The following is a 13,304-nucleotide window of genomic DNA, read 5'->3' as shown; positions in this document are numbered from 1 at the left end:
ACGTAATTTTGCTATCGATTGAGAGAAAATACGTCAACAAGATTGTTGACAATCGTGTTGGGCGCCCTGATGCTGGATCTCAGGAAAGCGTGATCCTGGGAGGTAGAATGTCTCGCTTTAAGAAACTCATTCTCGGTGCCGTCGCCGCAATCGCAATGTCCGCGCCGGCGAGCGCGGAAACCCTTCGTTGGGGCGGCCGTGCCGACATCTATTCGCTTGATCCGGACTCGATCGCATCGACATTCAACCTGTCGTTTCTCAACCATATCTATGAGGGCCTGGTCCGATACGACGCGAACTTCAAGGTCGAGCCGGCGCTGGCGACCGAGTGGAAGCTCATTGACAACAAGGTCTGGCGCTTCACCCTGCGAAAGGGCGTGAAGTTCCACAACGGCGCGGATTTCACGGCCGACGACGTGATTGCCTCGCTCAACCGCGTCACCGATCCGATCTCGCCGTTGCGCGGCAACATCCCGCTCTACGTCAGCAGCAAGAAGGTCGACGACTACACCGTCGACATCGAGGTTTCGGCGCCGACGTCGCTGTTCCTCAATGACATGACGAACATCTTCATGTTCAGCGCGAAGTGGCTGAAGGACAACAACACCGAAAAGCCGACCGCCGTCGACACGAAGACGGAGGGCTACGCGACCCACAACACCAACGGCACGGGTCCGTTCAAGCTCGAGAGCCGTGTGGCGGATAGCAAGACCGTGCTGGTCGTCAACGACGCCTGGTGGGACGAGAAGAAGCACAATCTCGACCGCATCGAATACATGCCGATCGCTTCGGCCGCCACGCGCGTCGCAGCGCTGCTGTCGGGTGAAGTCGATCTGGTCGATTCCGCGCCGATCCAGGATCTTCCCCGTCTCGAAAGCACGCCGGGCCTTTCCGTCCTGAAGCGCCAGGAGTTTCGAACGGTGTTCCTTGGCTTCAACCGCAAGGAGAAGCTGGAAGATGGGCGCACCAATCCGTTCAACGACGTGCGTGTTCGCGAAGCCGTCGAAGCCGCGATCGACCGCGACCTGATCAACGCCAAGGTAATGCGCGGGCTCGCCCGTCCGTCCGGCTCGCTGATCGCGCCTGAGATCGCGGGCTATGCCAAGTCGCTCGACACCTATGGCAAGGCCGATCCGGAGCGCGCCAAGAAGCTGCTCGCCGGGGCAGGCCAGGAGGGCCTTAAGTTCACCTACATGTGCTCCAACGACGAGAGCATCAACGAGGAGGACTTCTGCGCCGGTATCGCCAACATGCTGAAGCGTGCCGGCTTCGACGTGTCGATCGACATCGCGCCGCGCGCCATCCAGTCGCCCAAGCGCACGCAGGGCAAGGCTGACATGTTCAACCTGAGCTGGGCCAACGAGCCGACGCTCGACGCTTACTCGATCCTGGCCCAGGTGCTCTCCACCAAGAACGACAAGGTGGGTGTGTCGAACTACGGTGGCTGGTCCTATCCGGAGCTGGACAAGCTGGTCGCGCAGTCGGTGCAGGAGCCCGACAGTGCCAAGCGTCTACAACTCGAGGAAGCAGCCCTCAAGATCGCCAAGGACGATACGATCCTGATCCCGCTGCACCAGCAGCCGATCGCCTGGGCTACCCAGGCCACCGTCAAAAGCGTCGACTTCCGCTCCGACAACAAGCCGCGCCATTGGCTGACGCAGATGGCCGGCAAGTAAGTCTGGCCTAAGCACCTCCGGAGAACCTGGGCGTTTCATCATCCGGTGAAACGCCCTTTCTTTAGCCGCGTCTGCCTCCGCGTCGGCGTGGTGCATTCAGAATGAAACGAGCAGTAATGACACGTCTTGACGAGCTGACCCTGGGCCAGCGCCCTGCTGGCCGCACCCTGATGACAGCCGACTGGCTCCTTGCCTATCACGGCGACGGGCACTGTCTGGTGCCGCGCGGCGAACTGGTGATCGAGGGCAGCGAGGTCATCTTTGCCGGCTATCGGTTCGACGGCGAAGTCGCCCGCCGCATCGACTTCGGTAGCGCCCTGATCAGCCCCGGCCTGATCGACCTCGACGCGCTCTCCGACATCGACACCTATGTGCTGGTCACCGACAACCAACCCGGTTGGGCCAAGGGCCGCATCTGGCCACGCTCCTATGTCGAGTGTGGACCCTACGAGATGTATTCCCAGGAAGAGCTGGCCTTCCAGAAGAAGTTCGCCTTCGGCCTGTCACTGCTTAACGGAGTGACGACGGCAGCGCCCATCGCCTCGCTCTACTATCGCGAATGGGGCGAGACGGTCGCCGAGTTTGACGCGGCGGCTGATGCCGCCGGCCAGCTTGGCCTGCGTGTCTTCCTCAGCCCTGCCTACCGCTCGGGTGGCGTGGTGCTCGAGGCGCCAGGCAAGATCGTGCCGATGTTCGACGAGGCGAGGGGGCTGGCCGGCCTCGACGATGCCATCGCCTTCATCGAGCGCCAGCATGGCCGTTATGGCGGGCTGGTCAACGGCATGCTGGCGCCCGATCGGGTCGAGACTTGCACGCTCGCTCTGCTGCAACGGACAATGGACGCCGCACGCGATCTCGACTGTCGGGTGCGGCTGCATATGGCCCAGGGGAAGCTAGAACTTGACACCATGCATCAGCTGCACGGCGTTTCGGGACCGCGCTGGATGGCGAACCACGGCCTGCTGAGCCAACGGCTGGTTGCCCCACATGCCACTTACGCCTCGGCCGAGGATCTTGAGCTCTATGCCGACAATGGTGTCTCCATTGCACATTCGCCGCTTGTGTCGGCGCGCATGGGCAGCACGCTCAACTCGTTCGCCGCCTGCAAGAAGCTCGGTATCAATGTCGGTATGGCAACCGACACATCGCCGCCCGACATGGTGATGAACTTGCTCATGGGACTGGTCGCCTGCCGCATCAGCGAAAAGGCGTCGGATTCCGTGTGGAGCAGGGACCTCTACGATGCTGCGACGCTTGGCGGGGCAAAAGCGCTCGGCCGCAGCGACATTGGGCGCCTTGCTCCCCGCGCCAGGGCGGACATTGCCGTGTTCCGTCTCGATGATCCCTACATGACGCCGACCATCGACCCCATCACCACGCTGGTCCTGGGCGGCTCCGGCAAAGTCACGCAGGCTGTGTTCGTCGATGGACGGCTGTCGATGCGCGACGGCAAACTCGCCGGCTTCGACATTCGCGCTGCGCGCGAGCGCGCGCAACGACAGTTCGAAGGGCTGGTCGCCAAATATCCTGACCGGAGCTGGCAGCACCCACCGATGTCCGAGCTCTTTGCTCCGAGCTACCCTGTCCTGACTTGAGGAAGGTGGGGCTGTTGCTCAACCCGAGCCTGGTTCAAAGCTCGGGCAGCGACTTGGGTGCCAACTCGCCAATGCTGCGGCCGCGGGGGTCGTAAGTACCGGCGCGGGCACAGGCCCAGTCCTGCAGCGACTGTATCTCCCTGATCGCGCCGTCATAATCGAGCTGTGTCGGCTTGCCGCGATCGACGGTCAGTTGCCCGTCGACATAGACGCGTTCGACGGCGCGCTCGGCGGCGCAATGAAGCAGGCTGCGCAGAGGGTCGTAGACCGGCCGCATCGTCGGCGCATTGAGATCGATCACCAGAAGGTCTGCCTTGGCGCCGATGCTCAGCCTGCCGATGTCGGTACGGCCGAGGGCCTTTGCGCCGGAAAGGGTGGCTGCGTCGAAGATGTCTCCAGTCGCAAGATCGAAGACGCTCTTGCCACCGAGGCGTGCGCAGATCAGCGCCTGCCGCATTTCCTCCAGCATATTGAACGGGTAGCTGTCGGTGCCGATGGCAACGTTGACGCCGCTGCGGCGATAGGCGCCGAGCGTCTCGAGGGCCATGCCGCTGCGAGCGAAGGTGACCGGGCAATGGGCAACCGTGGTGCCGCGGCCGGCGAGCGTGGCGAGATCGTTGCGCGTCCGCTGCCGGGTCCAGGAGTGATGGTCGGCGAAGATGCAATGGCCGAGGATGACATCGGAGCCGAGTATGCCGAGCCGGTCGAGATACTGCACCGCCGTCAGTCCGGTGCGGCGCAACAACTCCTCATGCTCGGCCATGGTCTGCGCGGCATGGACTGTGATCCGCATGCCGCGTTTGCGTGCCTCTTCGGCGGCATCAACCAGAAGATCGGGCCGGCAGGTCTCGACCTGCGAGGGCGACACGACGCCGTCAAGCCGGCCGCTCGGATGGGAGCGGGCTCGGTCGGCGAAGTCGAGCGCCCGGGCAAAGGCGTCGCGGCCGGCCTCGTCATTCCATTCATAGTCGAGCCGGTGGCCGTCGCGGACCACCCAGTGCGCCTGTCGGAAGCCAGGGGCTAGATAGGCGCGCGCTCCGCTGCGGGCGGCGATGTCGAGCCAGACATCGTGCGCGCCGGCAATATCGAGGATGGTCGTCGCGCCTGATCGCATCAGGTCGCCAAGCATAACCGTGAGACACGCGGCGCGGGCATCCTCGCCGCCGTCGAGAACGCTCGAGAATTCGTACATGGCCTGACCCCAGAGGGCGGCGGTGCCGATATCCTCGAAGATGCTCTTGGCCAGGGGCTCGTCGTGCGAGTGGCAGTGGATGTTGATCAACCCTGGCATGACCATGCGGGCCTTGCCTGACAGTTCGGTCGTCGCATGGCCTTCATAATGCTGGCCAACGCAGAGCAGCCCGGTTACGTCGAAGGCCACGTCGCCGCCATGAACATAGACATGCCGGTCGTTGGCCGCGTCGTAGGCAACGATGGTGTCGACGTCGCGAATGACGGTGATTTCAGTCATGTCCTACCCTGAAGCGTTTCTCGAGATAGCGGCTGTAGGCGCCCATGATGGCGCTGAAGACGAAATAGACGACCGCTGCGAACAAATAGCCTTCGAGTACGGCTATGCCCTGCCAGTTGGGATCGCGCATGGCGGTGCGAACGGTGTTGAGGAAATCCAGCAGGCCGACGATGACGACCAGCGTCGTGTCCTGGAAGAAGCCGATGAACAGCGAAACCAGCGGCGGGATCACTGTCTTCAGCGCCTGCGGGACGGTGATAAGGTACGTGTACTGCCAGAAGTGAAGTCCCAACGCCTGCGCCGCCTCCGTTTGGCCGCGCGGCAAGGCCTGCAGGCCGGCGCGCACGATCTCGGCGATATAGGCAGCGGCGAACAGGATGATGGCAACCTGGGCTCGCAGTAGCTTGTCGAAAGTCATCCCGTCCGGCATGAACAGCGGCAGCATGACTGACGCCATGAACAGGACGCTGATGAGCGGCACGCCGCGCACCAGTTCGATGAAGGTGATGGCCAGCACACGGATGGCCGGCAGGTTGGAGAGGCGGGCGAGCGCAAGCAGGATGCCCAGCGGCAACGCGCAGATGAGTCCGACGAAAGTCAGCATGAAGGACAGCGGCAGGCCACCCCACTGCGATGTCGGAACATGCGCGAGGCCGAGCGTGCCGCCGGACATCAGCAGGAAGAGCACCGGCAGCAACGCTGCCCATGCAACGACCAGCGGGCGCCCCCACAGGCGTGGGATGCCTGATATCGCCATTGCGACGACGAACAATATGGTGGCCATGAACGGCCGCCATTGCTCATCGAATGGATAGATTCCGAACAGCATGTAGCGAAGCTTGGCGGCAAGGTATGGCCAGCAGGCCCCGGCACCCGCCTTGCAGTCCTCCGGCGTGCCGCTGAACACGGCATTGATCAGCAGCCATGAGATCGCGGCCTTGGCTGCGAATGCCAGAATGGCCACGCAGACCAGGGTCACCACTGTGTTGCCGGGTGTCCCGAAATAGACCTTTAGGGCAGAGTTACGGTGAGCCGGTCGACGCGTAACGTTCCGGGCCTCTGCCATCGTCGCTGCTTGGTCGCTCACGGTTAGCGTCCCTTCAGGGCGACATGCCCGTTGTACCAGTTCATCAGCATCGAGGTCGCGAGCGACAGGAACAAGTAGACCAGCATGAAAAGGGCGATCGGTTCGATGGCCTGCCCAGTCTGGTTCATGATGGTGTTGGAGACCATCACCAGGTCCGGGTAGCCGATGGCGATCGCCAGCGAACTGTTCTTGAATGTCGTCACATAGACGTTGGTCAGCGGTGGCACGATGATCCGCAAGGCCTGTGGCAGGATCACCAGTCGCATGGCCAGGCCGTCAGGAAGCCCCAGTGCCCTGGCTGCCTCGCGTTGCCCTCTGCCTATCGCTAGGATGCCGCTGCGAACGATCTCGGCTACGGTTGCTGATGTGCCGAGCGTCAGGCCGAGCAACAGCGCTACGAATTCCGGTTTGAGATGCGCACCGCCAGTCAGCCGGAATTTGCCGAGGACCGGCCAGTCGAAGTCGACATTGATTTCGAACAGCAGCGCGGCAACAGCAATCGGTAGGGTGAACAACACGACCGCGATCGGCCATCCAGCCTGTGAGCTGCCTGTCGCGATGCGCCGGCGGCGGGCCACGGCCTGCCAGCCGAGAGCGGCTGCCGTTCCTAGGACGACCGCCAAAGTGATTGACCAAAAACCGGAGTGCCAGACTACGGCCGGAATCACCAGGCCGCTGTTCGACACATAGACGCCCGGCAGCAGCGCGATTGCCTGTTTGACCGACGGCAGCGTGAAGATAATGACCGAATACCAAAGGAAGAGATATAGAAGCAGCGGAACGTTGCGCAGCGCCTCGACATAGAGCAGCATCAGCCGCGAAAGCAGGGGATTGCTCGACATTCGCGCAATGCCGACGAGCGTGCCTATGATGGTGCCTAACACGATGGACAGGACTGCGACCTTGACCGTGTTGAGCAGGCCGACCAGCAAGGCGCGCCCATAGCTATCGGATGGTTCGTATGCGATCGGCGTTTCGCTGATGATGAAGCCGGCCTCACGTCCGAGATAGTTGAAACCGGTGGCGATGTCCTGTCGCGCAAGATTGGCCAACGCGTTGCTGAGGAGATACCAGCCGCAGCCGACGACGACAGCGACGCAGATAAGCTGATACGCCAATTCGCGAGCGCGCTGGTCGCGTAGCAGAACAATGGGCGACACGCGGTCCTTCCTCTCAGTTCCGGTGAAAAAGCCACGGCGCATGTCGGGCAGACATGCGCCGTATTCCTGTTAGCAGTTCACCGGAAGGGCGGCGGGTAGAGCAGACCGCCGGCGTTCCACAACGTGTTCGGGCCGCGGCTCAGGCCAAGAGCGGTCTGTTCGCCAAGGTTGCGGTCGAACATCTCGGCATAATTGCCGACATGCTTGATGATGTTGTAGCCCCAGGCCTTGTCGAGGCCGAGCATTGTGCCGAGTTCGTCGGTGACGCCGAGCATGCGCTGGATCTCCGGATCCTCGCTCTTGAGCTGCTCGTCGACATTGGTCTGTGTGACGCCCTTTTCCTCGGCAGCCATCAGCATCCAGACTGACCACGAGACGATGTCGCGCCAGTTGGAGTCGTTCTGGCGTACCGCCGGAGCCAGCGGTTCCTTCGAGATGGTCTCAGGCAGGATCACGTAGTCGCCGGGGCTCTTTGAGGCGGCACGAATGGACGCCAGGTCGGAGCGGTCGGACGAGACCGCGTCGCAGCGGCCGGAGAAGAAAGCGTTGTTGTTTTCGTCTGGATTTTCGAACACCACGAGTTCGAATTTCTTGCCGTTGGCACGGAAAAAGTCGGCGAGGTTCTGGGCCGTCGTCGTCCCCGGCAGGGTGCAGATCGCCGCGCCGTCGAGATCCTTGGCGCTGTTGACGCCCAGGCTCTTGGCGACCATCAGGCCCTGGCCATCGTAGAAGACCGCCGGACCAAAATCGATGCCCAGCGAGGCGTCGCGCGAGAACGTCAAGGTCGTCTGGCGTGAAAGGACGTCGATCTCGCCCGACTGTAGAGCTTGAAACCGCGTGTTGATGTTGGTCATCACGAAGTCGACCTTGTTCGGATCGCCGAACACGGCGGTTGCGATGGCACGGCACACATCGACATCGAAACCTGCGAATTTGCCCTGCGCGTCCGCTAGGGCAAAGCCGGTCGTTCCCATGGAGACGCCACAGATCAGTTTGCCGCGCGCCTTCACTGTCTCGAGCGTGGATGCTGCCTGTGCGGTGACCACGGATGCGCCCAGGGTCATCACTGCCGCCGCGACGCGACAGGCCTTACCAAACATAGCCATTGTACTCCTCCCATTGCGATTCTGGCGGATACTCCCCCGACCGCCACTTTTGAACGACGCGATCCAAGCAAATTGCCGACAATTATTCAACATAATAATCGACAATAATTGTGCTCAATCCAACGCGTCGAAGCGCAGGGCGGCGCAGCACCAGCGCTTGGCGACACAGGGCGGGATTGAGACGCGCCGATTGTGGAACTTGTTGGTGACGCCGCCGAGATTGATGTTGAGGATGATTCGGCCAGGCGTGCCAGGCTCGCTGAGAAAAGATGTATAAATCATAATTTCCGGCGGACCAGCCAAAAAGCTCGACGCCTAACTTCATGGAAAACAATGTATGCATTATAATTTCAATACGTATCAATCATGTTCCTGATTGACAAAGCTCCATTGGCGGATCATCGTGGCGACATGGCGAAGGGGGACTTCGCCACGGAAAGATGGGGGAGTTCATGGCGATGGTCGCTGAGGCGCCGCCGGTGCGGGCTGGATACAGGCACGACGCGCAGCTGGTTGCCGCAACTTGTGTGGCTATTCGGAGGGCGGGAATAGATTTTGCCGTCCATCTACCCGACACGATTAACTACCCGCTGATCCGCGCGCTGGACGCCGACCCCGATGTGATTTCGGTCAGTTGCTCACGCGAGGACGAAGGCGTGGCCATCGCCATGGGGGCCTATCTGGGCGGGCATTGGCCGGTCCTGCTAACCGAAGGCTCTGGCCTGGGTCTTGCGGGTTTGGCTCTGGCACGAGCCGTCGTGCAGCGCACGCCGCTGCTAATATTGGCTAGCCACAACAGTGCGCTTGGCGAGAGGCATGATTACGCTGCAGCCACCCGGCGCGTGACCGAGCCTCTGCTGGATGCGCTGACGATTCCCTACGTCATCGCGATGCGGGGCAGCGACATTCCTATGCTCATCCGCGAGGCCCAGATGACGGTCCATGGCGACAGGCGTCCTGTTGCCATTCTGCTTCCGCGTCATTCCCTGCATGAAATCGAGGAAGATCGGACATGAACCGGGTCGAAGCACTGGAGATCTGGGCCAAATACAGGGGCGACAGTCCGGCAGTGACGGGGCCCAGCTTTGGCGGGCGGGTGCTTTACGCCATCGCCCACAGGCCGGCGACGATCTACAATATGGAGTTGGGCTATCCAACGGCGGTTTGTCTTGGCCTTGCGCTATCGCTTCCAAGCCAGCGGGTATATGCGGTTGAGGGCGACGGATCGATGTTGGCTGGTCTGGCGACTTTGACCACGATCGGCCGCTATCAGCCTGAAAACCTTGTCATCCTCGTTATCGACAACCGTGCCTATGTCACGACAGGTTCGATCCCCTCGGCCACATCGGCCGGGACCGATCTAGTCGCCATAGCCAAAGGCGCCGGAATCGCCGAGGCGCATCGCACTACGGATCCCGCCGAACTCGACCGGGTGATGGCGCGAGCCGCGACCGAAAAAGGTCCGTTCTTTATCGTCGCCTCGATTGAGCAGGAGGACATGCGCGCGGTCGGCAAATCGGCCGCCATGCCTTTCGATATCGTGGAGTCGAGCATCCGCTTCCGTCGCACGCTTGAGGATCGCGGGCTGGTGCCGCCGATCTGGGCCGTCTAGCGCCCGCCGGCTGCTGCCAGGGCACATCGTACCCCGTCGGGGATCATTTACTCGTTGAAAATGGGAGGTATCCATGTTTTTGATTTATCGTCTCGCGACCGTGTCGCATCGGTCGCGGGTGTTCGTTGCGATCGAGGTCAATGGCACGCTCTATGAGCTTGCCGCGGCCTATGAGGCGTTCAAGGCGGCGCGTGGCCGTCATGATTTCTTTAAGGCGCGCCACAACTACAGCATGCTCGACCTCCTCGAGGAATGGGATTTGTTCGACGCAGTTCTTGACGAGGTCGCGGCCTTCCTCGTCGAACCGGGCACCGACACCAGCGCCTATGCCTATGCCGAAGACGAGGTCTCCTTCCTGCCGCCGGTCTACTACCCCGATAAGGTGCTGAACGCAGGCTCGAACTTCTACGACCACTCGAAAGAGATGGGTGCTGCGCCGCCGGACACCGAAACGCAGGAGCCGTATTTCTTTTACAAGGGCCGGAAGGAAACCCTGATCGGCCATGGCGACAGCGTCCGTTTGACGCCGCGCTCGGGTTATGTCGACTGGGAAGCCGAGATCGCCGTCGTTATCGGCCGCAAGGCGAAGAGGGTCGATCGTAAGGATGCCTACAATTATGTAGCCGGCTATACTTGCTATAATGACGTGTCGGCGCGCGACCGCATGCGGCGCTCGAACGAGACTTTCGACTATGACTGGTTCTCAAACAAGGGGAACGACACGTTCGGTCCGATTGGGCCCTATATCCTGCCCCGCAAGTTCATGCCCGACATGTCGGATATCAACATCAAATGCATCCATAACGGCGATGTGGTGCAGAGCTTCTCGACCAAGAATATCATCTTCGACATTCCGCGGCTAATCGAGACCGCCAGCTCGGTCACGACCCTGACCCCCGGCGACGTGATCGCCTGCGGCACGGGCGCGGGTGCGGGCATGGCGCATGGCATCAAGGTCGGCTGGAACGAGATGCACAAGGTGTTCGAGCACATGTATGCCGGCAAGGCCCGGCTGTTGAATGCGGGAGATACCATCGCCGTTGAGATCGATGGGATCGGCCGGCTGGAGAACAAGGTTGTGGCGGCCACGAGCGAGAAACTGAAATGAAAGACGGCTGGGCGGCGTCCGGTAGACATGAACCTTGATTGAGGAGGGGGCTGCGAAACATGGTGGCGCCGATGGAACATGCCGGGCCGGGCCGGGTCGAAACCGGTTCCGAGGATGCGCAGATCGTCGTTTCCGGCGTCAGCCATGTCTACCGGCCGAAACACGGCCGGCAGGTCCTGGCCCTTGACGACATCAACCTGACGGTGCGGCGCAACGAATTCGTCGCCCTTCTGGGGCCCTCGGGCTGCGGCAAGTCCACGCTGCTCTACCTGACCGGCGGCTTTCTTCCGGTCGAGCAGGGCACAATCTGCGTGCTGGGCGAGACGGTTCGTAAGCCCGGCCCCGACCGGGGCATCGTCTTCCAGCATTTCGCACTGTTTCCCTGGAAGACGGTCCGCGCCAATGTCATGTACGGGCTTGAGCGTAAGGGCGTCCCGCGCCGCGAGGCTGAGGTCAGGGCGGCCGAGATCCTGGTGCAGGTCGGCCTGAAAGGGTTCGAGGACAGCTATCCCTCGCAGCTGTCCGGGGGTATGCGCCAGCGGGCCGCGATCGCAAGGACGCTGGTGCTTGACCCGGCTACCTTGTTGATGGACGAGCCCTTCGGGGCCTTGGACGCGCAGACCCGCAATCTGATGCAGATCGAATTGCTGGCGCTGTGGCGGCGTTCGCCCAAGGCAGTGGTCTTTGTCACGCATGACGTGCACGAGGCCGTCTATTTGGCTGAAAGGGTCGTCGTGATGTCTGCGCGGCCAGGGCGGATCAAGGCCATTGTCGAAACGGGGATTGACAGGTCAGACCCCGAATTCGTCAAGTCGCGCGCCTTCGTCGAGAAGGTGGACGAGATCTGGCACTTGATCCACGAGGAAGATGGGAAGGCAGCCCCGTGATCACTCGACTGAAAAGCTGCCTCGGCCTGTTGCTGCTGATGCTGCTGTGGGAGATCGCGCCTCGGGTCGGGCTGGTGCGAATGGACATCTTGCCGCCACTGAGCAGGATCTTCATTGCCTGGCTTGGCCTCGCCAGCAGCGGCGAGCTGTGGACGCATGGGGTGATCTCGCTGTTCCGGGCTTTCTCGGGCGCCGCCATCGCCATCGTCGTCGGCACGGTGCTGGGAGTTGCGATGGCCGCATCGGCGCCGGTTCGCATCTTCTTCCGGCCTCTAATGGAGGCCCTTTATCCCATTCCCAAATCGGCCCTGATTCCGATTACGGCGCTTTGGCTTGGCCTTGGAAATGCCTCGCAGATCACGCTGATCGCCCTTGGTTGCATCCTGCCGGTCGCTGTGGGTGCCTACAATGGTGCACGCGGATGCGAGCGAGTGCTGATCTGGTCGGGCAGGGCGCTTGGCGCAGGAAAGATGCGCACGTTAGTCGATATCGTCGTGCCGAGCGCATTGCCGGAGTTGCTGAGCGGCATAAGGACGGCGCTGGCGCTTTGCCTTGTGCTTCTGGTCAGTTCCGAACTGATCGTCTCGAAGAACGGGCTAGGATATCTGATCGGCTTCCTCGGCGGCAGCGGGATCTATGACGCGATGTTCGCGGCCGTCCTGACCATCGCGATCTTCGGGCTGATCGTGGATCGGCTGTTCCTGCGCTACATTCGATGGGTGCTGTCATGGCAGTGATCGGTCGAACCGAGGACGGCGTGCGGTCGTCGCCTGTCGCATCTGCCTTGGTATGGCTCGCCGGGATCGCCCGTGAGTATGGCTCTCTCGTGCTGGTGCTGATCTGCTGGGAGTTGGTTGCCCGGCTCAGTTTGGTTCCGCCCTATCTGATGCCGCCTTTCAACGAAGTCCTAGTTCGCATCTGGGCCGAGATTGGTGACGGTACGCTTTGGGTCAATTTGCTGGACACTTTGCGCCGCACCCTGGTGGGGTTCGGCATCGCCGTCGTAGCCGGGGTGGCCATCGGTCTGCTGCTGGCAAGAAGCAGCACCGCGGAATGGCTTGTTGGCCCGTTGGTTTCGATTGGTTTTCCGTTGCCGAAGATCGTCTTCCTGCCGATCTTCATCCTGTGGTTCGGCGTCTATGACACATCGAAGGTTATCATGATCGTCTGTGACGCGATCTTTCCAGTCATCACCGCCACGGTCGCGGGCGCGCAAGGGGTCGAGCGCCAGATCATCTGGTCGGCGCGAAACCTTGGCGCGGGAGAGCGCGATCTGTTGTGGACGATCATTCTTCCAGCCGCCGCGCCGCAGATCCTGAGCGGTATAGAAGTGTCTTTGCCCATCGCATTGATCGTCGCCGTGATCACCGAAATGATGTTGGGCGGAACCGGGATTGGTGCGGCGATGATGGAGTCCTGGCGCTTCGCCGAGTCGACCGGCGTTTTCGCGGGCCTGCTGGAGCTTTCGATCATCGGCTTCCTCCTGATCCGCTCTATGAACGCGCTGCGGCGCAGGTTGCTGCGCTGGCACGCCGAGGCGCAGGCCGATCTTGTGTAGTTCTATCACCTCAGGGTAGAGAGGCTGTGAGATTAAGGAAGAAA

At 61.7% G+C, this 13,304-nt stretch carries 13 protein-coding genes; 8 read left to right on the top strand and 5 right to left on the bottom strand.

The genetic code is table 11. The annotated features are described in order from the left end of the window. Positions 1-107 precede the first annotated feature (107 nt). Positions 108-1,676: an ABC transporter substrate-binding protein gene (locus C7I85_RS23675; RefSeq protein ID WP_106726479.1), complete on the top strand. Its 1,569-nt coding sequence runs from the start codon at positions 108-110 to the stop codon at positions 1,674-1,676. Between the two features lie 116 nt (positions 1,677-1,792). Further along, entirely contained in the window at positions 1,793-3,271 is a 1,479-nt protein-coding gene (locus tag C7I85_RS23670) for an amidohydrolase family protein (protein WP_106726478.1), read from the top strand. Positions 3,272-3,305: 34 nt separating this feature from the next. Here the strand turns inward: C7I85_RS23670 and C7I85_RS23665 are convergent, their stop codons facing one another. The 5 genes from C7I85_RS23665 to C7I85_RS31105 form a co-directional block, all read right to left on the bottom strand. Then, positions 3,306-4,742, bottom strand: coding sequence for an amidohydrolase family protein (locus tag C7I85_RS23665; protein ID WP_106726477.1), 1,437 nt, complete (start codon positions 4,740-4,742; stop codon positions 3,306-3,308). Then, positions 4,735-5,829, bottom strand: coding sequence for an amino acid ABC transporter permease (locus tag C7I85_RS23660; RefSeq protein ID WP_245445072.1), 1,095 nt, complete (start codon positions 5,827-5,829; stop codon positions 4,735-4,737). The genes C7I85_RS23665 and C7I85_RS23660 overlap by 8 nt, the downstream gene beginning before the upstream one ends. A gap of 2 nt (positions 5,830-5,831) precedes the next feature. Continuing rightward, positions 5,832-6,989 (bottom strand): amino acid ABC transporter permease, encoded by a 1,158-nt coding sequence (locus tag C7I85_RS23655; RefSeq protein WP_106726510.1) that lies wholly within the window; start codon positions 6,987-6,989, stop codon positions 5,832-5,834. A gap of 77 nt (positions 6,990-7,066) precedes the next feature. Beyond that, complete coding sequence (locus C7I85_RS23650; protein WP_106726476.1) at positions 7,067-8,089, bottom strand: amino acid ABC transporter substrate-binding protein; 1,023 nt, start codon at positions 8,087-8,089, stop codon at positions 7,067-7,069. A gap of 120 nt (positions 8,090-8,209) precedes the next feature. After that, positions 8,210-8,377 carry a hypothetical protein gene (locus tag C7I85_RS31105; protein ID WP_181257320.1) on the bottom strand — a complete coding sequence of 56 codons (168 nt, stop codon included), beginning with the start codon at positions 8,375-8,377 and terminating at the stop codon, positions 8,210-8,212. Positions 8,378-8,547: 170 nt separating this feature from the next. Between C7I85_RS31105 and C7I85_RS23645 the strand changes: the two genes are divergently transcribed. The 6 genes from C7I85_RS23645 to C7I85_RS23620 all read left to right on the top strand — a co-directional run bounded on the left by C7I85_RS23645 (position 8,548) and on the right by C7I85_RS23620 (position 13,260). Then, positions 8,548-9,111 carry a thiamine pyrophosphate-binding protein gene (locus C7I85_RS23645; protein ID WP_181257319.1) on the top strand — a complete coding sequence of 188 codons (564 nt, stop codon included), beginning with the start codon at positions 8,548-8,550 and terminating at the stop codon, positions 9,109-9,111. Continuing rightward, positions 9,108-9,707, top strand: a complete 600-nt coding sequence (locus C7I85_RS23640; protein WP_106726474.1) for a thiamine pyrophosphate-dependent enzyme — start codon at positions 9,108-9,110, stop codon at positions 9,705-9,707. Before C7I85_RS23645 ends, C7I85_RS23640 begins: the two co-directional genes overlap by 4 nt. Before the next feature lie 73 nt (positions 9,708-9,780). Then, complete coding sequence (locus tag C7I85_RS23635; protein ID WP_106726473.1) at positions 9,781-10,815, top strand: fumarylacetoacetate hydrolase family protein; 1,035 nt, start codon at positions 9,781-9,783, stop codon at positions 10,813-10,815. A 59-nt stretch (positions 10,816-10,874) separates the two neighbouring features. Further along, a complete protein-coding gene (locus tag C7I85_RS23630) occupies positions 10,875-11,702 on the top strand; it encodes an ABC transporter ATP-binding protein (RefSeq protein WP_245445071.1) in 828 nt (275 codons plus the stop codon). Continuing rightward, positions 11,699-12,439, top strand: coding sequence for an ABC transporter permease (locus tag C7I85_RS23625; RefSeq protein WP_106726472.1), 741 nt, complete (start codon positions 11,699-11,701; stop codon positions 12,437-12,439). The genes C7I85_RS23630 and C7I85_RS23625 overlap by 4 nt, the downstream gene beginning before the upstream one ends. Continuing rightward, complete coding sequence (locus C7I85_RS23620) at positions 12,430-13,260, top strand: ABC transporter permease (RefSeq protein ID WP_181257317.1); 831 nt, start codon at positions 12,430-12,432, stop codon at positions 13,258-13,260. The genes C7I85_RS23625 and C7I85_RS23620 overlap by 10 nt, the downstream gene beginning before the upstream one ends. Positions 13,261-13,304 lie beyond the last annotated feature (44 nt).

Origin of the sequence: Pseudaminobacter soli (ex Li et al. 2025), from assembly GCF_003012705.1 — a bacterium.
GTDB lineage: Bacteria > Pseudomonadota > Alphaproteobacteria > Rhizobiales > Rhizobiaceae > Pseudaminobacter > Pseudaminobacter soli.
Note: the sequence above shows the minus strand (reverse complement) of the source record. Positions and strands in the feature narration are given on the sequence as shown.